This window comes from Saccharothrix longispora (assembly GCF_031455225.1).
GTDB lineage: Bacteria > Actinomycetota > Actinomycetes > Mycobacteriales > Pseudonocardiaceae > Actinosynnema > Actinosynnema longispora.
Map to the genome: position 1 here is coordinate 2,144,732 of NZ_JAVDSG010000001.1, position 24,209 is coordinate 2,168,940.

Genomic DNA, 24,209 nt, shown 5'->3' on the forward strand with positions numbered 1-24,209 from the left:
ATGTCGGCGAACTGATGGAAATGATTGTCGTTGTCCTGTAGGAACTCAGGCGTCACCCGAGCGCCCCTCGCCTTGCTCCCGGAGGAGACGTATGAGTTCCGCACCCGTGTCCGCTGATGTCACCTCGGTCACCGCCTGCGTGGCCGACGTGCTCGGTCTGGTCGAGACCGAGGTGGACGTGGACGCTCTGCTCAGCGAGTTGGGCCTGGAGTCGTTCACCGCGGTGCGACTGCGCCGCAGGCTGCTCACCGACCTCGGCGTGGACCTGCCGCTGACGGCGTTCCTCGGCCGCGCCACGGTGCGCAGCGTCGCCGCCGGCGAACGGGACCCCGGCGCGGACGAGCCGTTCCCCCTGACACCGATCCAGTCCGCCTACCTGGTGGGGCGCGAGCCGCTGTTCCCCCTGGGCGGCGTGGCGACGTTCTTCTACCACGAGTACGACCGCGTTCCCGGCGACGACCAGGAGGCGGACCTCGCGGCGCTGGAGGCCGCGTGGAACCGCGTCGTGGCCCGGCACCCGATGCTGCGCATGGTGATCACCCCCGACGCACGGCAGCGCGTGCTGACCGACGTGCCCGCCTACCGGTTCGAGCGGGTCGACCTGCGCGACGCCGCCGACGTCGACGCGGCGTTGGACGCGATCCGCGCCGAGTCCTCCCACCAGGTGCGGCCGACCGACCGGTGGCCGCTGTTCGACATCCGCGCGGCCCTGCTGCCCGACGGCCGCACGCGCCTGTACGTCGGCATCGACGTGCTCACCGTCGACCTGGGCTGCTGGTTCCAGCTCATCCGCGAGTGGGGCGCGCTCGTCGCCGACCCGGACGCCGCGCTGCCCGAGCAGACCACCACCTTCGCCGAGTTCGTGCGCCGCCGCGCCGACGACCCCGCGGAGCAGCGGAGGCGCGAGACGGACGGCCGCTACTGGTCGGGACGCGGCCTGCCGCCCGGCCCCGGCCTGCCGTGGCTGCGCCCGGCGGCCGAACTCGGCGTGCCCCGGTTCACCCGCAGGCAGACCGGGCTCGACGAGACCGAGTGGGCCGCGTTGCGCAAGCGGGCCGCCGGGCACGGCCTGAGCCCCACCGGCGTCCTGCTCGCCGCGTTCGGGCTGGTGCTCGACCGGTGGGGCGCCACCGCGCCGTTCAGCCTCAACACCACGCTGTTCGACCGGGCCGACCTGGCCGCCGCCGATCGGACACCCGGCCTGGAGCACGTGGTCGGCGACTTCACCTCGACGGTCCTGGTGGACGTGGCGGTGCCGGACCTCACGGCGTGGCGGGGGTTCGCCGACTACGCGGTCGCCGTCAACCGCCGGTTCTGGTCCGACATGGACCACCGCTCGGTGTCCGGGATGGAGGTCGCGCAGCGGCCGGGCGACCTGGACGCGGCGCCCGCGCACCCGGTGGTGTTCACCAGCGGCGTCGGCCTGTCCGGCGACGGACCCGCGCCCACCGACTGGCTGGGGCGCGAGGTGTTCGGCGTGTCCCAGACCCCGCAGGTGCTGCTCGACCACATCGTCTACGACGAGGCGGGCCGGTTGAAGATCGCCTGGGACACCGTGGACGGCGCGCTCGCCCCGGACTTCGTCGACGGCATGCGCGACGCGCACGTGCGGCTGCTGCGCCGCCTGGCCCACGCGGACGACTCGTGGACCGACCCGGCGCTGGGCTGGGACCCGGCCTTCCTGCCCGACGCGCCGCTCACCGCCACGCCGTTCCCCGACGCGGGCCCGCTGCTGGACGACCCCGCCCGCACCGCCGCCGGCCCCCACGCCGACGCACCGGCGGTGATCACCCCTGGGGGCGTGGTGTCGCACCGCGAACTGTCCGACCGGGCCGACCGCGTCGGCGCCGTGCTGGCCGGCGCGGGACTCGGACCCGGCGACCTGGTGGCCGTGGTCGCCCACAAGGGCATCGACCAGGTCGTCGCGGTGCTGGGGGTCAACCGCAGCGGCGCCGGGTACGTACCGGTCGAGCCGGGGTGGCCCGACGCCCGCGTCGCCGCCCTGTGCGGACGCGCCTCCGTCCGGCACGCCGTCGTCGCCCCCGGCACCACCACGAACTGGCCCGACGGTGTCGTCGTCCACCGCCTCGACGCGGACGGCGTGCTCGCCGGCCCCGAGGCCGCGCCGCGGCGCGCCGAGCCCTCCGATCTGGCGTACGCCATCTTCACGTCCGGGTCCACCGGGACCCCCAAGGGCGTCGCCGTCGAGCACCGCGCCGTGCGCACCACCCTCGACGACCTCGCCGAGCGGTTCCCCCTGGACGCCGACGACCGCGTCCTGGGCCTGTCGGCGTTCAGCTTCGACCTGTCGGTCTACGACGTCTTCACGCTGCTCGGCGTGGGTGGCGCGGTCGTGCTGCCCGACCCGGAGCGGCAGCGCGACCCGGGCCACTGGCTCGACCTCATGGCCGAGCACCGCGTCACGGTGTGGAACACCGCCCCGGCGCTGCTGGAGATGCTGGTCGAGTACGCCGAGATCGACCCCGACCTGGCCCGCGCGGCGCTGAGCCGGCTGCACCTGGTGTTCCTGTCCGCCGACTGGATCCCCGTCACCCTGCCCGACCGCCTGCGCGCCCTCGCACCCCACGCGCGGGTCGTCTCGCTCGGTGGGGCGACGGAGGGCTCGATCTGGTCGATCTGCCACCCGATCGGCGACGTCGACCCCGCGTGGCCGAGCATCCCCTACGGCCGCGCCCTCACCGGCCAGTCCTTCCACGTGCTCGACCCCGAGGGCAGGCCCTGCCCGGTCGGCGTCGACGGCGAGCTGCACATCGGCGGCGACGGCCTGGCCCGCGAGTACGTCGGCGACCCGGTGCAGACCGCGCAGCGGTTCTTCCACCACGACGTCCTGCGGCGCAGGCTCTACCGCACCGGTGACCTCGGCCGCTGGCGCACCGACGGCACCATCGAGTTCCTCGGCCGCGTCGACCGGCAGGTCAAGATCCGGGGGCACCGCATCGAGCTCGGCGAGGTCGAATCCGTGCTCGACCGCGCGCCGGGCGTGCGCAAGTCGGTGGCGAAGTCGGTGCCCGGACCGGACGACCGGCCGCGCCTGGTCGCGTTCGTCGCTCCGGCGGACCCCTCGTCCCCGCCCGGTGACGACGACCTGATCGCGCTGCTGCGCTCCTCGGTGCCGGAGTTCATGGTGCCCAGCAGGTTCGTCCACCTGCCCGAGTTCCCGGTCACCGCCAACGGCAAGATCGACTACGCGGCGCTGGGCAACCCCTACCGCCGCACCTCCGCGCCCACCGCGTCCCGGCCCGCCGCCACCGAAGCCGTTGCCGTGGCGCAGGTTCCCGCCGCGCCGGTCGAACGACCGACGCCCTCCGCGCCGGTCGTCGACGGCTTCGGCGCGCTGCTCGGGTCGGCCGAACGGCGCGGTCTCGGGGTCACCATCACCGTCACCCCCGGCGCGCTGGCGCCGGTCGAGGCGTTGACGGCCGCGGCGGAGTGGGCTCACGAGGTCCGGCAGCACGCCGCCGCCTCCGGTGTTGCCCTGGTCGAGCGGCTGCCCGACTCCGGCCTGCTGGCCGTGGACCTCGGACACCCGCCCGCCGCCGTGTCCCCGCCGACGGTCACCCGCGACCGCCCGGAAATGTCGGACCCCCGTGGCACAGTGAACGCAGGGGACCCCCTGGGCGGGGACCTCCGCCACGGCGCGGGCACCCACGCGGTCCCGGTCGTCGAGGGAGCCGATCCCGCCGTCGAGCGGGCGGTGTCCGACGTGGTCGGCGACCTGCTCAAGGCACCGGTGGACGCCACCACGCCGTTCTTCCGCCTCGGCGCGACCTCGCTCACCCTTGTGCTCGCCCACCGCCGCCTTGCCGCCGAACTGGCGCCGGAGCTGACCGTGGTCGACCTGTTCGCCAACCCCACGGTCCGCGACCTCGCCCTGTTCATCACCCGGCGGCGGCGCGGCGGCGCCCCGACGACCCCGGAGCCGACCCCCGCGCCACCGACCCCCGCGCCACCGACCAGCGTGGCACCCGCCGACCGGCAGGACGCGGCGGCCCGCCGCCGTGCCGCGCGGGTCCTCGCCGGCGAGGTGGCCCGATGAGCCCGATCGCCGTCACCGCCGTCGCCTGCCGCTTCCCCGGCGCTCCCGACGCGCGGCGGTTCTGGGAACTGCTGCGCGACGGGCGCGGCGGACTGCGCCGGTTCACCGACGACGAACTGGACGCGCGCGGCGTCCCGGCCGCGCTGCGCCGCCACCCCGACTACGTCCCCGTCGGCGGGATCATCGAGGGGCAGGACCTGTTCGACCCGCTGCCCTTCGGCCTCACCGACGCCGAAGCCGCCCTGATGGACCCGCAGCAGCGGCTGTTCCTGGAGTGCGCGTGGCAGGCGCTGGAGCAGGCCGGGCACGGCGGCGGCGCGGGCGTCGACTCCGTCGGGGTGTTCGCGGGTGCCATGCACAGCTCCTACCTGACCAGCAACCTCGCCGGCCGGTGGGACCCGACCGGCGGCGGGCTCGACCCCATCGGCAGCCTCCAGACGGCCATGTCCACCCAGGCCGACTACCTGCCGCTGCACACCGCCTACCGGCTCGACCTCACCGGCCCGGCGATCAGCCTCAACACCACCTGCTCGACGTCGCTGGTCGCCGTGCACGTCGCCGCCCAGTCGCTGCTGGCGGGGGAGTGCGACATGGCGCTCGCCGGCGGGGTGTCGCTGATCGTCCCGCAGGGCCACGGCTACCGGTACGTGCCCGAGGGCATCTTCTCGGTCGACGGCCGGGTGCGGGCGTTCTCCGCCGAGGGCACCGGCATCGTCTACTCCCAGGGCGTCGGCGCCGTCGTGCTGCGCAGGCTCGACGACGCCCTCGCCGACGGCGACCCCGTCCTGGCGGTGCTGCACGGCAGCGCGGTCAACAACGACGGCGCGGACAAAGCCGGGTTCACCGCGCCCTCGGTGCGCGGCCAGGCCCGCGTCATCGCCGAAGCGCTCGCGGTGTCCGGGATCGACCCGCGCGACGTCGGCTACGTCGAGGCGCACGGCACCGGCACCCGCATCGGCGACCCGATCGAGGTCGCGGCGCTGCGCAAGGCGTTCGGCGGCACCGGGCCGGCGTGGTGCGGGCTCGGGTCGGTCAAGAGCAACATCGGCCACGCCAACTCCGCCGCCGGGATCGCCTCGTTCATCAAGGCCGTGCTCGCCGTCCACGAGCGCACCCTGCCCGCCACCCTGCACGCCCACCCGCTCAACGACCAGCTCGGCCTGACCGGCTCGCCGTTCGAGGTGGTCACCGAGACCCGCCCGTGGGACACCCCGCCGCACGCGGGCGTCAGCTCCTTCGGCATCGGCGGCACCAACGCCCACGTGCTGATCGGCCCCGCACCGGCCCGCCCGGCCGCCGAACCCGACCCCCGGCCGCAGGTCCTCGTGTTCTCCGCGCACGAGAAGGCGGCCCTGCCCGCCGTCGTGCCGCCGGGGGAGCCGTGGGCCGACGTGGCGCACACCCTCCAGTCCGGGCGCACCCACCTGCCGCACCGCGTGGCCGCCGTGGCGCTCGCCGACGGCGACGTCCGGTTCGGCGCGCCCGCGACCGCCGACACCCCGCCCAGGATCGTCTTCGCCTTCCCCGGCGGGGGCAGCCAGCACGCGGGCATGGGCGCCGACCTCCACACCGGGGAACCGGTGTTCGCCCGGAGCGTCGACGAGTGCGCCGCGCTGTTCGACGACCTGCTGGGCACCGACGTGCGCTCCGTCGTCCTCGGCGACGACAAGGCGCTCGCCGAGGACGCGGCCACCGGGCTGCCCGCCCTGTTCACCGTCTCGGTGGCGACCGCCCGCCTGCTCGCGTCCTGGGGGGTCCGCCCCGACGTCCTGCTCGGCCACAGCCTCGGCGAGTACGCCGCGGCCGTGGTGTCCAGCGCGCTCGACCTGCCCGAAGCCGCCCGCCTGGTCGCGGTCCGCTCCACCGCCATGGCCCGCGCCGCCGGCGGCGGGACGATGCTGGCCGTCCCGCTGGGCGAGGCCGACGTGACGGCCCTGCTCGCCGAGCACCCCCGCGTCGACCTCGCGGTGGTCAACGCCCCGGACGCCTGCGTGGTGTCCGGTCCCGCCGACGCCGTCGACGCCCTCGCCGCGGCGCTGACCGCGCGCGGTGCCCGCGTGTCGCGCCTCCCCCTGGACTCCGCCGCCCACTCCCGGCTCATCGAACCCGCGCTCGGCCCCATGCGGGACGCCGTGCGGTCGCTGCGGGCCGGCGAACCGGAACTGCCGGTCGTCAGCTCCCTCACCGCGGCCGCGGTCGGACCGGAGTTCGCCGACCCCGGTCACTGGGTGCGCCAGCTGCGCGAGCCGGTGCGGTTCTCCGCCGCGCTCGCCACCGCCCTGGCCGAGCCCCGCCGCACGGTGCTGGTGCAGGTCGGCCCCGGCGCGGCACTGGCCTCGCTGGCCCGCCGGCACGGCGCCGCGCACCTGGCCGCCACGCTCACCACCTTCGACACCGACGGCACGAGCGCCGACCTGGCCGCCTGCCGCGCCGCCCTGGGCGAGCTGTGGGCCCACGGCGTCGACGTCGACCTCACCGCCCTGCACCGCCCCGGACGCCGCCGCGTCACCGCACCCGGCTACGCCTTCCGGCGCCGCGCGCTCTGGGTCGAACCGCGCGAGGCACCGCGCGAGGAGACCGCGACCGCACTGCTCCAGGTCCCGGTCTGGCACCAGCAGCCGCCGCTGCCACCGGCCCGCGTGGACGGCCGGTGGCTCGTCACCGGAACCGACGCCGCGCCACTGGCCGAAGCCCTCACGCGCGCCGGCGCCGAGGTGGTCGCCGACGCGGCCGGGCAACCCGTGCGGGGTGTGCTCGTCGTGGTCGGCGAGAGGGAGACGCCCGCCGAGGCGCGCACCGCCATCCTCGACCACGCGGCGCTCGCCGCGCTCGACCCGCGCCCCGACTTCCTGTTCCAGGTCACCACCGGCGCCTGCCGCGTCGTTCCGGGCGACCGGCCCGCGCCCGCCACCGCCACCGCCCGCGCCCTGCCCCGGGTGATCGCCCAGGAGAGCCCCGGTCTCGCCTGGCGCACCGTCGACGTGCCCGACACCGGCTCCACCGCCGCAGCCCTCGTCGCGGAACTGGCCGACCTGCTCGACCCGGGCACCCGACCCGGCGCCGAGGTGGCGCTGCGGGACGGCACGCGTTTCCTGCGCACCCTCGCGCCCTGGCCGGTGACCCCCGAACCGCCGACCGGCGGCACCGCGCTCGTCCTGGGCGGCCTCGGCGACGTCGGCCTCACCATGGCCCAGCACCTGGCCCGCCACGGCACGCGGGTCGTGCTCACCTCCCGCTCCGGCGACGACCCGGAGCGCGCGGCCGCCGTGCGGACCCTGGTGGAGCGCGGGCACGACGTGAGCGTCCGGGTGGCCGACGCCGCCGACGAGCACAGCACCAGGGCACTGCTGGACGAGCTGCGCCCGGACCTGGTCGTGCACGCGGCGGGCGTTGTGGCCACGGCCGACCTGCGGCCCATGCGGTCGGTCGGCCCGGAGCAGGTGGACGGCCACCTGCACGCCAAGGCCGGGGGAGCGCTCGCGCTGCGCGCCGCCATCGACGCGCTGCCCGCCGACGCCCGCCCGCGCACGGTGCTGCTGATGTCCTCGGCAGGCACCCTGGTCGGCGGGATCGGCACCGGTCCCTACTCGGCGAGCAACGCCTTCCTCGACGCCCTCGCCGAAGGCCGCACCGACCGGGAACCCCGCTGGACCAGCGTGGTCTGGGACGCCTGGAAAGTCGGGCCGCTGGGCACCGAGCGCGAGGTCAACCTCGACTTCGCCCTGGACGCCGCCACCGGCATGACAGCGCTCGACGCGGTCCTCGCCGCCTGCCGCACCGGGCACGCGCCACCCGTCGTCGCGGTGTCCACCACCGACCTGCGCGACCGGGTGCGCCGGGCCGCCACCGCCGTCGCCGTCGAGCCCGCCGGGAACGACACCGACCTGGGACCGGTGGAATCGGTCGTCGCCGGGACGTGGTCGGAGCTGTTCGGCGTCCGCGTCGGGTCCGCGGAGGCCGACTTCTTCGCCCTGGGCGGCCACTCGCTGGTGGCGACCCGGATGCTCACCGCCCTCGGCGAGCGCTACGGCACCCGCCTCGGGCTGCGCGACCTGCTGGCCAACCCGACCGTGGGCGGCCTGGCCGCGCACATCGCCGCCCACACCGGCACCACCGCGTCCCCCGCCGCACCGGCGGCGGTCGTGCCGGGCAGCGGCAGCGACGCCGACGGCACCTTCCCCATGACCCGCGTGCAGCACGCCTACTGGGTCGGCCGCGACGGCGGGTACGCCCTCGGCGGCACCGCCTGCCACTTCGCGCTGGAGTACGACTGCCCCGACCTGGACCTCGACCGCTACGAGCGGGCGTGGAACCGGGTCATCGCCCGGCACCCGCTGCTGCGGGCCATCGCCACCCGCCAGGGCCGGATGCAGGTCCTCGACCACGTCCCGCACTACCGCATCCGCACCATCGACCTCGCCGCCGCCGACGACGACAAGCGGGAACAGCGCCTGGTGCGGCTGCGCGATCAGGTGTTCCGCCGGCCCGGACCGTCCGACCGCTGGCCCCTGGTCCAGGTGCGCGCGGCCCGGCTGCCCGGCGGGCGCACCAGGCTGTTCCTCGGCGTCGACGTGCTGATCTGCGACGCCGCCAGCTACTGGATCATCGACCGCGAGCTCCAGCACTTCTACGAACACCCCGACACCGACCTGCCCGAGGTGGACGTCACCTTCGCAGACTGCGTCGCCGCGCTCGACGCCCGACGCGGCACCCCCGGGTGGCAGCGCGCCGCCGAGCACTGGCGCGCCCGCCTGGACGACCTCCCCGGAGCACCCGCGCTGCCGGTCGACACCGCCGTCGAGCAGGCCCGCTTCACCCGCCGGGCCGTGCGCCTGGACCGCGACCGGTGGGCGGCCTTCCAGGCCGCCGCGGCCGAGCACGGCGTCACCCCCACGGCGGCGCTGCTGGCCGCCTACACCGACGCCCTGGGCGACTGGACCGGCCAGGACCGGTTCGCGGTGACGCTCACCCTGTTCGACCGGCCCGCGATCCACCCGGCCGTGGACTCCGTGGTCGGCGACTTCACCTCGCTGCTGCTGCACGAGACCGACCGCGCCGCCGCGCCCGACTTCGCCGGCCACGCCCGCCGCACCCAGGCCGCGCTGTTCACCGACCTGGACCACCGCGAGTTCTCCGCACTGGAGGTGCTGGCCGAACGCGCCACCCGCACCGGCGAGGTGACCTCCGTGCCGGTGGTGTTCACCAGCGCCATCGGCCTGGCCGACGTCATCGGCGGCGACCGCGACCTCCAGTGGGCCGGCGAGCAGGTCGGCGCGCTGAGCCAGACCCCGCAGACGTGGCTCGACCACCAGGTGCTCGAACAGCGCGGCGAACTGCTCGTGCAGTGGGACGCCCTGGAACCGGTGCTGCCGCCCGAGGAGGTCGACCGGGCCTTCGCCCGCTACACCGCGCGCCTGCGCGAGCTGACCGACCCGGCCGCATGGGGTGCCTGGCCCGTCGAGGACGTCGCCGTCACCCTGCGCGAGGGCACCGGCGACCGCACCCTGTTCCTGCTGCACCCGTCCGGCGGGGACGTGCTCTGCTACGGCGGCCTGTCCCGCGACCTGGACGAGCGGCTCACGGTCGTCGGCATCACCGACCCCGGCCTGGCCGGGCACACCGCGCCCACCGACCTCACCGCGCTGGCCCGCCGCTACGCCGGGGTGCTGCGCCGCGTCCAACCCGCCGGGCCCTACCTGCTCGGCGGCTGGTCCATGGGCGGCAGCCTCGGCCACGAGGTCGCGCGCGTGCTGCACGAGCAGGGCGAGCACGTGGCGCTGCTGGTGGTGCTGGACTCCAACGACCCCACCTACATCACCCCCGTGACCGGCGACGTCGAGGGCGAGGTGCTGGCCCGCCACCTCGGCGCGCTGGAGGCCTACCTCGACGTGGACCTCGGCCTCGGCGGCGACGACCGGTCCGCGTTCCTCTCCCTGACCCCGGAGCGGCGCCGGCAGGCGGCCACCGAACGGCTGCGCGCCCACCGGCTCCTGGGCGCCCGGGAGGACCTGCGCGACCGGGTCGCCGTCTTCGCCCGCCACCTCGCCGGACTCGCCGCCCACACCCCGCGCCCGCACACCGACCCCGCCACGCGCACCGTCCTGCTGCGCGCCGACCGCCGGGCCCCGCGCAACAGCGGCATCGGCATGGGCGTCGACGACACCCCGCCCGACCTGACCGACCTCGGCTGGTCGGCGCACCTCGCCGGACCGCTCGACGTCACCGGCCTCGACGCCGACCACTACTCGCTCATGCGGCCACCCGCCGCGACCACCGTCGCCCGGGCGCTCGACGCCGCCCTCAAGCCCTTCCTGTGATCAACCCCCGAAAGGCACCACCGATGAGCCGACACCGCCTCCGCCAGGTGTCCAGAACCGCCCTCGCGCTCGCCGCCGCCACCGCGCTCGCCGCCGGGTGCGGCTCGGCGGACGACCGGGGCGCACCCGCCGCCGTCCCCGACACCCTGCGCTACGTCACCGCCGGCGCCGCCGCCTCGGCCACCGACGACCCCCACGGCGGCATCCTCAACCAGTCCGACCTGGCGCGCTTCGCCCTGGTCTACGACGTGCTGGCCAAGCCGGGCGCGGACGGCGGGACCGAACTGCGACTGGCCGAGTCCATCACCCCCGACGCGGCGCTCACCCGGTGGACGGTCACGCTGCGTCCCGGCGCGACGTTCACCGACGGCAAGCCCGTCACCGCCGCCGACGCGCTGTTCTCGCTGCGCCGCATCCACGGCAAGTCCGCCGAGAACTTCGGCCGCATGACGATGTTCGACCTCGACGCGTCGAGGGTCGTCGACGACTCCACCGTCGAGCTGGTCACCACCAAGCCCTACGCCGAGGTGCCCCGCGCCCTGGAGTCGGTGACCTTCGTGGTGCCCGACGGCACCACCGACTTCACCCGGCCCGTCCCCGGCTCCGGCCCGTTCACGCAGGTCGAGGGCACCCCGGAGGCCGCGGTGCTGGAGCGCAACGACGGGTGGTGGGGTCCCGCCCCCGCGCTGCGCCGCGTCGAGGTGCGCGCCGTGATCGACCCGCAGGCCCGCGCCCAGGCCGTGCTCACCGGGCAGGCCGACGTGGCGATCGGCGTCAACCCGGCCACCGCCGAGCAGGTGAAGGGCAACGCCGACTACGCGGTCGTGCACCGCGAGGCGATCACCCTCTACCCGTTCGTCATGCGCCTGGACCAGGCGCCGTTCGACGACGTCCGGGTGCGCGAGGCGATCAAGCTCGCCGCCGACCGCGACGCCCTGGTGGACAAGGTGTTCCTCGGCTACGGCAAGGCCGGCGGCGACCTGATCACCCCGGCCGACCCGATCAGCCCCGACCTGCCCGCCCGCACCCGCGACGTGACCAGGGCGCGCGCCCTGCTCGCCCAGGCAGGTCACGGCGGCGGCCTGAACCTCACCCTGCACACCACCACCTCCTACCCGGGCATGGACACCGCCGCGCTGCTGTTCGCCGAGCAGTTGCGCGAGATCGGCGTCACCGCCGAGGTCGAGACCGCCCCGCCGGACACCTACTGGACCGAGGTCTGGGGGCAGCAGCCGTTCTACGTCGGCTTCTTCGGCGGCATCCCGTTCCTGGACGTGGCGCGGGTGTCGCTGCTGTCGGACGCGCCCACCAACGAGACCGGCTGGAAGCGCCCCGAGTGGGACGCCGGCTTCGACGCCGCCCTGGCCACCGCCGACCCCGCCGAGCGCACGAAGCAGCTCGGGCAGTTGCAGACCGCGCTGCGCGACGAAGGCGGCTACGTCGTCTGGGGCGCCGGTGACGGGCTGGACCTGGTCCGCGCGGGCGTGGAGGGCCTGCCCACCGGCCCCGGCTTCGAGAGCAGCTTCATCGAACGCACCCGCCTCACCCGCTGATGCCCGTGCTCCTCGGGACCGCCCGTGCGCTCGGCCGCGCGGCGCTGGTGCTGACCGCCGTGTCGGTGCTGGTGTTCCTGGCCACCGCCGCGCTGCCCGTCGACCCGGCACGGGCGCGCACCGGCGGTCGGGGCGACGTCACCGCGCTGCGCGCCGAGCTGGGCCTGGACCGCCCGCCGTGGACGCGGTTCGCCGGGTGGGCGGGCGACCTGCTGCGCGGTGATCCCGGGGTCTCGCTGGTGTCCGGCCGCCCGGTGACCGACCTGCTCGCCGCCCGCCTGCCCGCCACGCTCGCCCTGGTGGCCGCCGCCGCCCTGGTGGCGCTGCCGCTGCTGCTCGCGGGTGGCTGGGCGGCGGGCAGGCGACCGCGCACGGCCGCCCCGCCGCTGGTGGCGGTGGCGGCCGTGCCGCAGGTGGTGGTCGCCACCGGCCTGGTGGCGGTGTTCGCCGGGGTGCTGGGGTGGTTCCCGGCGGTGTCGTTCGTGCCGGTCTCGGGCTCGGTGTGGGACCGGCCGGAGGCGCTGGTGCTGCCGGCGCTCGCCCTCGGCGTCCCGGCCGCCGCCTTCGGCGCGGGCCTGCTCGGCGGCGCGGTCGCCGACGCGCTGGCGCTGCCGCACGTGCGCGCGGCGCGGGTGCGCGGCCTGCCCGAGCCCGTGGTGCTGCTCCGCCACGTCCTCCCGGATCTGGGGGCGCCGCTGCTGCGGGTGTCCGGCCTGGTCGTGGCGGGCATGACCGCCTCCAGCGCCCTCGTGGAGACCGTGTTCGGCTACGCGGGGCTGGGGGAGCTGCTCGTCGGCGCGGTGTCCACCGGTGACGTGCCCGTGGTGCAGGCGATCGCGTTGCTGTCGGCCGTGGTCGTGGTGGTCACCTCGACCGCGGCGGACCTGCCGGCCGGCACCCCGCTGGGCAGAACCCCGTTGGGCAGCACGCGATCGGGGAGCACGCGGTGACGCGGGCCGCGCTGCTCTGCGTCCTGCTCGTCGTGGTGGGCGGCGCGCTGTGGACCCCGCACGACCCGACCGCCGCGATCGGACCGGCCTGGTCGCCTCCGGGCGGTGACGCGCTGCTGGGCACCGACGCCCTGGGCCGCGACGTCCTCTCGCGCGTCCTGGCGGGCGGCGCCGACCTGCTCCTCATCGCGCTCCTGGCCGCCGCGTGCGCGAGCGCGGTCGGCCTGGCCTGGGGCCTGGTGGCCGGCTGGACCGGGCGCGGCGGCGCGCTGCTCGCCGACGTGCTGATGGCCGTGCCGTTCCTGGTCCTGGCGCTGCTGTTCGCGGTCACCCTGCCCGGCTGGGCGGCCGTGGTCGCCGGCACGGTGTGCGGCGGCGCGCCGCTGACCGCGCGGCTGGTCGGCGACCTCACCCGGCGGACCCGCGCGACCGGCTACGTCGAAGCGGCCCTCGGACGCGGCGAGCGCACCGCCTCCGTGCTGTGCCGCGAGGTGCTGCCCTCCATCGCCCGCTACGCCGTCGCCGACGCCGCGCTGCGGTTCGTGGTGGCCCTGCAACTGGCCTCCGCGCTGGCGGTGCTCGGGTTCGGCGCCCGGCCACCCGCACCGGACTGGGGGCTGATGCTGCGGGAGAACCTGCCGGGGGCCGCGCTGAACCCGGCCGGTGTGCTGGGACCCGCCGCGGCGCTGACCGCGCTGTCGCTCGCGGTCGCCCTCGCCGGGCACGGCGCGGCTCCCCGGCCGCGCACCCCGCGTCCGGGCACCCCGCGTCCGGCAGCGTCGGAAGACCCGACCGGGGTGACGACCGCGCGAGGGCTGTCGGTCGACGGGCTGTCCGTCGTGGACGGCCGGGGGCGCGTGCTGCTCGACGACTTCTCCGCCCTGGTCGCACCCGGCGAGGTCGTCGGCCTGGCCGGGCCGTCCGGCGCGGGCAAGACCACCGCGGTCCGCGGGCTGCTGGACACCCTCGACGGCGACGCGGTGAAGGTCGCCGGAACCACCCGCTGGCAGGGCAGCCCCGTCCGGCCCGGCCGCGCGGCCCACCGCTGGCGGCGCGAGCACGTCGGGGTGCTCGACCAGGACCCGGCGGGCACCCTGGACCCGCGCCACACCGTCGGCCGCGCCCTGGGACCCGCCGGGCTCGCGGTCCTCGCCGAACTGGGACTGGACCCGGCGGGGTTCCGCGACCGGCTGCCGCGCACCCTGTCCGGCGGACAGGCGCGCCGGGTGGCACTGGCCCGCGCGCTCACCGGCGCACCGGCCGTCCTCGTGCTGGACGAACCCACCGCCGGCCTGCACCCGGAAGCCGTCGACCTCGTGGCCCGCGTGGTCCTGGCCCGCCGCGGCGACCCGTCCCGGGTGACCCTGCTCGTCTCGCACGACGAGGTGTTCCTGGCGCGCGTCGCGGACCGCGTGCTCGCCGTCGGGGTCGTGGCCGCCACGCACGTCGAGGCCCTCGAGCCCCGGCCTTCGGGACCGACCGCGCTCGCGGTCGACCGGCTGACCGTCCGGCGCGGCGGCCGCACCGTGCTGCGCGACCTCACCCTGGACGTCGCGGCGGGGGAGGTGGTCGCGGTCGTCGGCGAGTCCGGCAGCGGCAAGTCGACGCTGCTGCGCGCCCTGGCCGGCCTCGTCCCCGCCGACACCGGGGAGGTCCGCCGCGGACGGGTGGTCCTGCCGCGCGCCGTGGCCGACCGCGACCGCGCCGCGCTGCGGGCCGTGCAGCTGCTGGCCCAGGACCCGGCCGACGCCCTCAACCCCGCCCACACCGCCGGCACCGCGATCACCCGACCGCTGCGCGTCCTCGGCGACGCCACGCGGGAGGCCGCCCGGTCGCGGGTGCCGGACCTGCTGGCCGGCGTCGGGCTGGCCGCCGACACCGCCCACCGCCGCCCCGGGCGGCTCTCCGGCGGTCAGCGGCAGCGCGTCGCACTGGCACGGGCGCTGGCGGCCGAACCCGCCGTGCTGCTGGCCGACGAACCCACCGCCGCCCTCGACCGCGCCACCGCCGCCACCGTGCTCGACCTGCTCGACGACCTGCGCGACCGCGGCCTGGCCGTGCTCGTCGCCACCCACGACCCCGCGGTGGCCGCCCGCGCCGACCGCGTCCTGCGGTTGTCCGCCGGACGCCTCACCACCGACCACCCCGCCCACCACGCGAACGGAGCCAGTCCCCGTGTCCCCTGAGCAGACCGCCGAGCAGACCGCCGAGCTGATCGCGCTGCTGGCCGACCACCCCTGGATCGCCTCCGCCGTCCAGGACGGCCCGCGCGTGCGGGTCAGGCCCACCCGCGCGGCCACCGCGATGCGCCCGTCGCCCGGCCCGCTGGTCCTGGAGCACCTGGAGCACTGGGGCGAGGTCTACGACTTCACCTATTCGACGGGCGCGGCCCGCCCGGTCGGCGAACCGGACTTCTCCGGGTGGCGGTCCTCCGAGACGGGGGAGCCGTTCCCGGTGGAGCACATGACCGACTGGGTGGAGCGCACGGTCGACCTGGTGCTGGCCGCCCGACCGAGGTGGGTGCTGGAGCTGGGCTGCGGCACCGGCCTGCTGGCGCACCGGCTGCGCCCGCACCTGGCGGGCTACGTGGGCACCGACGTGGCGCAGTCGGCCGTGGACCGCCTGGCCGCCGAGGCCGACCCCTCCTGTGCCTACGTCCGCGCCGCCGCGCACGAGGTCGCCTCACCGGGTGTCCTCGCCGCCCTCGCCCGCGCCGGGTTCCCCGCCGAGGGCCCGGACTGCGTGCTGGTCAACTCCGTCACCCAGCACTTCCCCCACGTCGAGTACCTGGCCGCGGTGGTCGTGGACGCGCTGCGGCTGCTGGCCCCCGGCGGGAGCCTGGTCATCGGCGACGTGCGGCACGCCGGCCTGCTGGAGGCCCACTGCCGGCGCGTCGAGGCGGCGGTCGACCCCGACCCGGCGACCCTGGACGAGCGCGCCAGGAGCCGCGCCGAACGCGACGACGAGCTGAACTTCGACCCGGCCACCCTCGCCGCGGCGGCCGCCGGCGCCGGGCGGCCGGTGCGCGTCAGCGTGCACCCGAAGGCACTGCGCGCCGACACGGAGCTGACCCGCTACCGGTTCGACGCGGTGCTGCGCGTCGACACCTCCACCACCGCCCGCCCGGTCGACGTGCCGTGGTCGGGCACGGCGGACCTGGTGGGGGCGGTCGACGCGGGCCCGCCGGTGCGCGTGACGGGCATCCCGAACCGGCTGCTGTCCCCCGCGCCCGGCGGGGTCACGGCCCGTGAACTGCGCGACGCGCTCGTCGGCCGCGACGCCGCGGTCCTGCTCGACGTGCGCGACCCCGCGCTGCTTGAGGTGGTCGCGCCCGCCTCGGCGGCGCCCGCGCCCGCGGCGCTGGTGGCGGCCGGACCCGCACGGGCGCACGAGCCGTTCACCGCGTTCCTGGCGCGCCGCCTCGGCGAGGTCGCGCGGGTCGCCGCGCGCCGCAACGGCCTGCCCGCGCCGGTGGTCACCGTCGACGCCGACCCGCTCGCCGACGCCGCCCGCGCCGCCGACGCGGCGATCGGCGCCGACGACGCCCGGCGCCTGCCCGCCTTCCTGCGCGACCTGGACCGGGTCGCCCTGCTGGCCATGGCCGCCACCCTCGGGCAGGCCGGCGCGGAGGGGACCGCCGAGGAGGTCGCCGACGCGCTGCGGGCCGCGCCCCGACACCGCTGGATCGTGCGGCGCTGGCTGGCCGCGCTGGTCGAGGAGGGCATGGTCGCCCACGACGGGCGCACCTACCGGGACGTGCTCGCGGTGTCCCGCGCCGAGCTGGAGGACGCCGTCCGCGACATCGACCGCGCCCGCCGCGGCATGGGCTACCCGCCCGAGCTGACCCGGTTCTTCCAGAGCGCCACCCGGTACCTGCCCGAACTGCTGCGCGACGAGGTGGCGCTCCAGTCGCTGCTGTTCGCCGACGGCGAGACCGGCACCGCCGAGGGCGCCTACCGCGACAACCCGGTCAACCGCTACGCCAACGCCGCCGTCGCGCACCTGGTGCGCGCCCACGCCGACACCCCGCCCGCCGGAAGGCCGCTGCGCGTGCTGGAGGTCGGCGCGGGCGTGGGCGGCACGACCGCCGACGTGCTGGCGGCGCTCGCCGGCGTGCCGCTGGACTACCTGTTCACCGACGTCTCGCGGTTCTTCCTGCTCGACGCGGAGGAGCGCTTCGCCGGGGTCGACGGGCTGCGGTTCGGCACCTTCGACATCGACGACGACCCGACCGGCCAGGGCGTCGGCGCGGGGGAGCTGGACGTCGTGCTGGGGGCGAACGTCCTGCACAACGCGCGCGACCTGGGCGCGACCCTGCGCGGGCTGCGCGACCTGCTCGTCCCGGGTGGCCTGCTGGTGTTCGTCGACACCACCCGCGAGATCCGCCAACTGCTGACCTCGATGCAGTTCCTGATGTCGGCCCGCGCGGGCCGCGAACCGGCGGGTTCCGGGGACTTCCGCGCGGGGACCGACCGCATCTTCCCCACCGAGGCCGAGTGGACGACCGAGCTGCTGGTCGCCGGGTTCGAGCCGGTGGGCTGCCTGCCCCCGCCGGACCACGCCCTGCGGCCGATCGGGGTGCAGGTGTTCGCGGCGGTCCGCCCGTCGTCGTGAGCGGGCGGACCGCCGCGCGGATCAGGAGGGGAACACGCCGAGCCCGGAGCGGAACAGGTCGCCCTCCATCCACACCGCCGCCCGCACGCCGTCGGCGGCACCCAGCACGACCAGGGTGGTGGCGTCGGGCATCCCGGGCAGCTTGGCCATGTCGCCCGCCGCGGACACGCCCGGCGTGGTCGTCTGCCCGATCTCGTCGACCTTGACCGTGCCGTCGGGCAGCACCTCGCAGCCCAACTGCTCGGCCAACCCGGAGTGCCGGCGGGTCGGCGCGCGGTGGAAGACCGCCTCCCGCCGCAGGGTGCCGCCGTCGGCGAAGTGGATGGTCAGGTCGCCCGCCTCGCCCGTGATCTCGGTGATCTTCCCGTCGACGATCGGCAGCGCGCGGGCGGCCACGGCGGCGGCGACCGGCTCGGGCAGCTCGATCGGGCCGTCGGTGCACAGCACCACGTCCTCGCTGAACCGGTCGCCCAGGTACAGCGCGAGCATGGCCTCCACCGGCTCGCGGGTCACCACGGCGAGGGTCTTGTCGCCTGCTTCCCAGCCGTGGCAGAACGGGCAGTGGAACACGCTGCGGCCGAACCGCTCGGCCAGGCCGGGGATGTCATAGGGCTCGTCGACCTGGCCCGTGGCCAGCACGACCCGCCGGGCGCGCACCACCGCGCCGTCGGCCAGTTCCAGTTCGAAGTCGTCCTTGGCGCCCCGCGCGGCCACCACCAGGCCGGTGCGCACCTCCACGCCCGGGTAGGCGGCCAGCTCCTCACGGCCCAGGGCGAGCAGTTGCTGCGGCGGGAAACCGTCGCGGCTGAGGTACATGTGCATCTCGGAGGCCGGCGAGTTGCGCGGCTCGCCGCCGTCCACCACCAGCACCGAGCGGCGCTGCCGGCCGAACACCAGCGCCGCGCTCAGACCGGCCGGTCCACCGCCGACCACCACCACGTCGTACATCGGGACTCCTCTCTCTGGTAAAACGATAATCATGTTCGATGATATGGGTCCGTGGCTGCGCCGGTTGAGCACTCCGGCCGCACCCCGCCTGCGCCTGGTGTGCCTGCCGCACGGCGGGGCCGGCCCGTCGGTGTTCACGCCCTGGGCCGAGCACGTCCCGCGGGACGTCGAACTGCTCGCGGTGCGCTACCCGGGCCGCGAGGACCGCTGGGGCGAGCCGCCGCCGCGCGACCTCCGCGAGGTCGTCGCCCGCGTCGTGGCCGCCCTGCGCCCGCTGCCGGAGCTGCCGTTCGTCCTGTTCGGGCACAGCCTGGGCGCCGCAGTCGCCCACGAGGTGGTGCAGCGGCTGCGCGCGGTGGGCAGGCCGCTGCCGGTGCGGCTGGTCGTGTCCGGCCGCGAGGCGCCCCAGGACGAGCGCGGCGGCGACGTGCACCGGCTCGGCGACGCGGGGCTGCTGGCCGAACTGCGCCGGCTGGGCGGCGTCGACCCGGCCGTGCTGGCCGACCCCGACCTGAGCGCCCTGGTCGCCGAGTGCGTCCGCGAGGACTACCGGCTGGTCGAGACGCACACCGGCTGGAGCACCACGCCGCTGCCGGTGCCCGTCTCGGCCTTCGTCGGCGACCGCGACCCGGACCTCACCCCCGACGACGCCGCCCGCTGGGCCGCGCTGACCACCGCGGGGTTCCGGTTGCGCGTGTTCCCGGGTGACCACTTCTACCTGTCCGCGCAACCGGACCGCGTCGCCGCCGAGGTCCTCGCCGACCTCTAGCGCCGACCTCTAGCGCACCCGCCAGGCCAGCACACCGGCCGGCGGGTCGGCCACCGGCTCGCCCCCGGCCTCGCGCAGCTCGGCGTGCAGCACCTCGTCGGAGGCGATGAACGACGGGAAGGACACCGACTCCTCCGACACCAGCCGATCACCCTCGTGCACCCGGTAGGTCATCGTCCACACCAGGCCGTCGCCGTCCACGACCGCCTCGCTGACCGTGTCGTAGCGGCGGCGGCCCAGGGTGCGGCCGGGCACGGGCGTCGGCGGCACCGCCATCGGCGCCTGCGGCATCTGCACGTCCACCACGACCACACCGCCGGGGGCGAGGCGGGGCACCCAGCGCGCCCACAGCGCCTTGCGGTCGGCGGGGGAGAAGTGCGTGAGCACGTGCAGCAGCACGACCGCGTCCACCGGGCCGTCGACCTCGGCGGTCAGCGCGTCCTCGGGCAGCACGGTCACCGGCGGGTCCTCCAGCGCCGCCAGGCGGGTGGTCAGCGCGGCGCGCATGACCGCCGCCGGTTCGACGGCGAACACCTCGCCGCCCTCGGGCAGGTTCGCCAGCAGGGTCTCGGTGAACTGGCCGGTGCCCGCGCCGATCTCCACCACCCGCCCCGCGCCGGCCAGCAGCGCGGTCAGCGCCGCCCGCATCGCGTCGCGCTGCGCCCGGGGGAAGATCAGGTCGTAGTACTGGGCGTTGACGGCGTAGCCGTCCGCCCCGGAGTTGTCTGCCCCGGAGCCGTGGGTGGGCGTGTTCGGGTCGGTCATCGCGTCAGCTGTCCTTCGGTAGTTCCAGTGCGGTCACCAGGTCGTCCGCCGCGAGCGCGGCGGCGGTGCGCCGGGGGTCGAGCACGTCGGCGGCGTGGTGTGCCCCGGCGGGCACCCGGCCTTCCAGCACGTCCGCGGCGACCAGTGCCGCGACCACGCCGCTGAGCTCGTAGGAGTCGGGGGTGCGCAGCAGGACCCGGCGGCTGCCGGCTCCCGACCCCGCCGGCGGGCGGGCGTGGGCCAGCAGCGCGTAGTGCCGCCCGCACTCCTCCACGTCGCGCCGCGCCGCCTCCACCACGGCGTCCACGTGCGCGTCCGGCGGCTCGTCGTCGGCCCACGCCGTCGCCAGCACCTCCGGGAGGTTCTCCGTGGCGTAGACGGTGTAGTTGCGCAGTTCGGCCACACCCAGCGCGCCGGCGAGCGCGACCATCTCCGCGGACAGGAACGGCCAGGCGTGCACCCGGCCCCGGAAGCCGGGCAGGGTCACCCCGCGCAGCGGGGCCAGGGCGTGCTCGACCACCCGGCCCTCCCGCCACGCCGCCAGCGCGTGGCCGAAGCGGGGCCCCCGGGTCAGCAGCGCGTCCACCGCCGACAGGCGGCCGATCTCGACCGAGCCGCCGACGTAGACGTCCAGCCTGCCGATCGGGCCCGCCTCGGCGAGCAGCCGGGGCAGCAGCCCCGACAGACCCGGCATCAGCCCGGCGGAGAACACCGCGGGCAGCCGCACCAGCGCGTCGGGCGCGCCGGCGGTCAGCGCCTCCAGCGCCACCGCGTCCCCCGCGGCGTCGACGTACCCGGCCCCGGCGGCCAGCGCGACCCGCGCGACCACGTCCAGCACCCGGTAGGACGGGCCGGCGCAGTTGACCACCACGGCACACCCGGCGCAGAACGCGGCGAGCGCGTCGGCGTCGTCCAGGTCCACCGCCACGGCCTCCGACGCACCCGGCACCGCCTTCGCCCGCGCCAGGTCGCGCCCGCCCACCCGCACCGGGTGACCCGCGGCCGCCAGCCGGTCCACCACGACGCGGCCGACCGCGCCCGATCCGCCGAGCACCCCGATCAGGCCGGTCACGACGCACCCCGTGCGGCGAACGCGGCGGCCACCCCGGCCACCGTGGGCGACTCCAGGAAGTCCCGCACCGCGACACCGCCACCGAGCCGCTTGGTCAGGCGCGCCAGCGCCCGCACCGCCAGCAGCGAGTCGCCGCCCAGCGCGAAGAAGTTCGCCGAGCGGTCCAGCACCGGCACGTCGAGCAGTTCCTCCCACAGCTCGGCGACGGCCTCCTCCAGCGGCGTGGACAGCGGCCCCTCGGCCACGACGGCGTCACCGTCGCCGTAGCGGCCCAGCAGCAGCCCGTCGCCGGTCGGCCCGGTGGCCGCGGGCAGCTCGACCACGCGGTCCCAGCCCTCGCCGTCGGCCAGGGTGCCGATCAGCTCGACCAGGTCGGTGAACGCCGCCTCCACCTGCTCGGCCTCGAACAGCTCGTCCACGAGGGAGAACACGATCGCCATCTCCGAGCGCAGCTCGTAGAAGCGCACCTCCAGCGCCACCTGCGGGGTGCGCAGCTGGTGGTGGAAGTCGCCGAAGTCCACCTCGCCCAGCGGGCCCGCCGACTCCGGGTGCGCCGCGCCGACCGCCGCGTCCATGCCCAGGGTGCTCTGGAACACCACCGGCGCCACCGGTCGGTGGGTGCCGCGCCTGCGGCCCAGCTCGCGCGACACCTCGACACCGGTGATCAGGTTGTGCGCCGCGTGCTCGCCGAACCTCCGCTGCGCCGTCGCGGCCAGCTCGGCGAACGTCGCGCCCTCGGCCAGCTCGGCGGGCAGCAGCATCGTCGACGCGCACGCGCCCACCACCCGGTGCACGTCCGGGTGCACCGGCAACCGGTTGAGCTGCAACGAGTTCAGCAGCATCCGGCGGTGTCCGGTCCACCGCGCGAGCACGACGGCGAACGCGGTGAACATCGCGGTGGACGGCGTCACGTCGTGCGCTGCGCACCGGTCGCGCAACGTCGCCCACCGGTCCGCGGTGAGCCTGGTCTCCCGCGTGCCCATGGTCGTGGCCCGCACCTCGCGCGGGTCGCGCACCAGGGGCAGCGCGGGCGGTTCGGGCAGCGCGTCCAGCCGCTCCCACCACCACGCGCGGTCCGCGTCCCACGCCTCGGTGCCGGGCAGGCCGGCGACGGAGGCGACGTAGTCGCCGAAGTCCATGTCCAGCGGCGCCAGCACCGCGTTCCAGTCGGCGCTCAGCGCCAGCAGTTCGCGGTTGAGCAGCGTGGCCGACCAGCCGTCGAACACCAGCAGGCTCATGCTGGTGTGCAGGCGGGCCGCGCCGTCGGGCAGCAGGCTCAACCGGATGTCCAGGCCGGGACCGCGCGTGGGGTCGGGGCCGGTGGCGCTCATCTCCGCCCGCACGCGCTCCAGGGTGTCGCCGGCGGTGTCCGCGTCGGCGTCCCGCAGGTCGTACACGGTGGGCACGGGCACCGCGCCGGGCGCGTCGAGCGGCAGCACGTGCTGGTCGCCGTCGGCGGTGACCCGGGCCCGCAGCATCGGCTGGTGCTCGGCCAGCCGGCGCAGCGCGTCGTTGAGCGCGTCCTCCGCCTCGTCGCCGTCGACGTCGGTCAGGCCGACGTCGCCGTAGAAGTGCGCGGAGTCGTAGGACAGCTCCCACCCGTCCTGCTGGCCCACGAAGTAGCCCTGCTGGAGCGGCAGCAGCGGGAACGGCGCCTCCGGGTCGGCGCGTCGGCGCAGCTCGACCGGCAGCGCGCGGGCCGTCGACCCCGCCGCCGACCGGCGGCGCACCAGGTCCGACAACTGCCCGATCGTCGACTCCACGCCCACGTCGGACAGCGCCAGCACCACGCCCAGGCGCTTGCGGACCAGCGCCGCCATGCGCACGGCGAGCACGGAGTCGCCGCCCAGGCGCAGGAAGGTGGTGGCGGGATCGACCGGCCGGTCGCCCAGGTCGAGCAGGTCCGCCCAGATGCCCGACAGGACCGGCGTGGGGTCCTCGGCGTCGGGCGCTGCCGCGGGGGCTGCCTCGGTGGCGGAGGTGGTCACGGGGTTCGGCTCCTCTTGCTCGAAGGGGTGAAGACCGCCAGCCGCTGGGAGAACGCGGCGAGCGGGTGGTCCGGCGGCGGCAGGTCCACGACCTGCTCCAGCCCGGCGCCCGCGGCGGCGGACGCCCACTCCGGACCGGTGAGGTACGTGCGGGTGGTCCCCGCGCGCAGGTCGGTGCGCACGACCGGCCGGCCGCCGGGGCGCGGGGACAGCAGGAACGGCATCGACGCCAGCGACTGGTGGTGCTCGTGGCAGGTCTCCACCAGCAGCAGCGCGCCGTCGGCGCGCAGCAGCCCGGCCACCTGGCGCAGCAGGTCGGGCACGTCGGTGGCGTTGTGCGCGGTGTTCACCGCGACCACCAGGTCGAAGTCGCCCTCGCGCACCTGGGGTTCGAGCGGTTCGGTGAAGTCGACCAGCCGGAAGCGCAGGTAGGCGTGATCGGCGAACCGCGCGGCGGCGTCCCGCAGGAACAACGGCGACAGGTCGGTGAACAGGTAGTCCGACCCCGTGCCGGCCAGTGTGGGCAGCAGGTCCGCGGTCGTGGCGCCGGTGCCCGCGCCCAGTTCCAGCACGCGCAGTCCTCCCCGTGCGCGCACCAGGTCGGCGACCACCGACGCGGCGGCGGCGTTGAGGTAGCGGTTGACGGGGTTGTCGCGGTAGGCGGCGTCCGCGGTGGCGAGCTCGGAGTCGCGGAACAGCAGCGCCTGCGCGGTGACCTCGTCGGTGAGCAGCGAGGGCAGGGCGCGCAGGGAGTCCAGGACGTAGGTCGCCAGCGCGGGGGGATAACCCAGGCCCGCCACCGAAACCGTGATCGCCTCGCGCGCCGCCGCGAGTTCGGCGCGGCGCGGTGATCGCACCGAGCGCAGCAGGCCGCTCCCGTCCACGTCGGCCCACCCCTCGGCCGCCAGCGCGCGCACCCAGTGCCCGGCGATCCACCGGTGCCGGTCCGCGGCGGGCACGACGTCGGCGGGGTCGGCGGGCAGGGCCACCTGGGCGGCCGCGCGTCCCACGAAGTCGCAGATGCCCAGCAGCACGGCCAGGTCCAGTTCGCGGACCAGCTCCGGCGCGACGTCGACGTCCTCCACCGCCGCGCGGCCCAGCGCGTGGGCCGCGGCGGGCAGCGCTCCAGCGATCAGCACCCGGTTCCCCTTCCCCTCCGCCGCGGTGCGTGGCGGA

The 24,209-nt window shown here is 76.4% G+C and carries 12 protein-coding genes; 7 read left to right on the forward strand and 5 right to left on the reverse strand.

The features are described from left to right. Positions 1-91: 91 nt before the first annotated feature. Genes J2S66_RS08970 through J2S66_RS08995 form a run of 6 tightly spaced genes read left to right on the forward strand, consistent with a single transcriptional unit; the run spans position 92 to position 17,491 of the window. Positions 92-4,057 carry a non-ribosomal peptide synthetase gene (locus J2S66_RS08970; RefSeq protein ID WP_310306111.1) on the forward strand — a complete coding sequence of 1,322 codons (3,966 nt, stop codon included), beginning with the start codon at positions 92-94 and terminating at the stop codon, positions 4,055-4,057. Next, positions 4,054-10,374 (forward strand): SDR family NAD(P)-dependent oxidoreductase, encoded by a 6,321-nt coding sequence (locus J2S66_RS08975; RefSeq protein ID WP_310306113.1) that lies wholly within the window; start codon positions 4,054-4,056, stop codon positions 10,372-10,374. The genes J2S66_RS08970 and J2S66_RS08975 overlap by 4 nt, the downstream gene beginning before the upstream one ends. A gap of 47 nt (positions 10,375-10,421) precedes the next feature. Next, positions 10,422-11,927 (forward strand): ABC transporter substrate-binding protein, encoded by a 1,506-nt coding sequence (locus J2S66_RS08980; protein WP_310306115.1) that lies wholly within the window; start codon positions 10,422-10,424, stop codon positions 11,925-11,927. A 5-nt stretch (positions 11,928-11,932) separates the two neighbouring features. Continuing rightward, the gene (locus tag J2S66_RS08985; protein WP_310306118.1) at positions 11,933-12,877 is read left to right on the forward strand and encodes an ABC transporter permease; all 945 of its coding nucleotides are present in this window, start codon (positions 11,933-11,935) and stop codon (positions 12,875-12,877) included. Further along, positions 12,874-15,063: an ABC transporter ATP-binding protein/permease gene (locus J2S66_RS08990; protein WP_310306120.1), complete on the forward strand. Its 2,190-nt coding sequence runs from the start codon at positions 12,874-12,876 to the stop codon at positions 15,061-15,063. Before J2S66_RS08985 ends, J2S66_RS08990 begins: the two co-directional genes overlap by 4 nt. After that, positions 15,053-17,491, forward strand: coding sequence for a methyltransferase (locus J2S66_RS08995; protein WP_310306122.1), 2,439 nt, complete (start codon positions 15,053-15,055; stop codon positions 17,489-17,491). The genes J2S66_RS08990 and J2S66_RS08995 overlap by 11 nt, the downstream gene beginning before the upstream one ends. Positions 17,492-17,512: 21 nt before the next feature. Here J2S66_RS08995 and J2S66_RS09000 read toward each other — a convergent pair whose 3' ends face one another. After that, entirely contained in the window at positions 17,513-18,439 is a 927-nt protein-coding gene (locus tag J2S66_RS09000; protein ID WP_310306125.1) for an NAD(P)/FAD-dependent oxidoreductase, read from the reverse strand. A gap of 31 nt (positions 18,440-18,470) precedes the next feature. Between J2S66_RS09000 and J2S66_RS09005 the strand changes: the two genes are divergently transcribed. Then, positions 18,471-19,208, forward strand: coding sequence for a thioesterase II family protein (locus J2S66_RS09005; protein ID WP_310306126.1), 738 nt, complete (start codon positions 18,471-18,473; stop codon positions 19,206-19,208). 9 nt (positions 19,209-19,217) lie between these two features. Here the strand turns inward: J2S66_RS09005 and J2S66_RS09010 are convergent, their stop codons facing one another. From J2S66_RS09010 to J2S66_RS09025, 4 genes are read right to left on the reverse strand one after another with little or no spacing between them, the layout of a single operon-like run. Then, the gene (locus tag J2S66_RS09010) at positions 19,218-19,973 is read right to left on the reverse strand and encodes a class I SAM-dependent methyltransferase (RefSeq protein WP_310306128.1); all 756 of its coding nucleotides are present in this window, start codon (positions 19,971-19,973) and stop codon (positions 19,218-19,220) included. A gap of 4 nt (positions 19,974-19,977) precedes the next feature. Continuing rightward, a complete protein-coding gene (locus J2S66_RS09015) occupies positions 19,978-21,045 on the reverse strand; it encodes a saccharopine dehydrogenase NADP-binding domain-containing protein (RefSeq protein WP_310306130.1) in 1,068 nt (355 codons plus the stop codon). Beyond that, the gene (locus J2S66_RS09020) at positions 21,042-23,033 is read right to left on the reverse strand and encodes a phosphopantetheine-binding protein (RefSeq protein ID WP_310306132.1); all 1,992 of its coding nucleotides are present in this window, start codon (positions 23,031-23,033) and stop codon (positions 21,042-21,044) included. Before J2S66_RS09020 ends, J2S66_RS09015 begins: the two co-directional genes overlap by 4 nt. Further along, entirely contained in the window at positions 23,030-24,172 is a 1,143-nt protein-coding gene (locus J2S66_RS09025) for a class I SAM-dependent methyltransferase (protein WP_310306135.1), read from the reverse strand. The genes J2S66_RS09020 and J2S66_RS09025 overlap by 4 nt, the downstream gene beginning before the upstream one ends. Positions 24,173-24,209 lie beyond the last annotated feature (37 nt).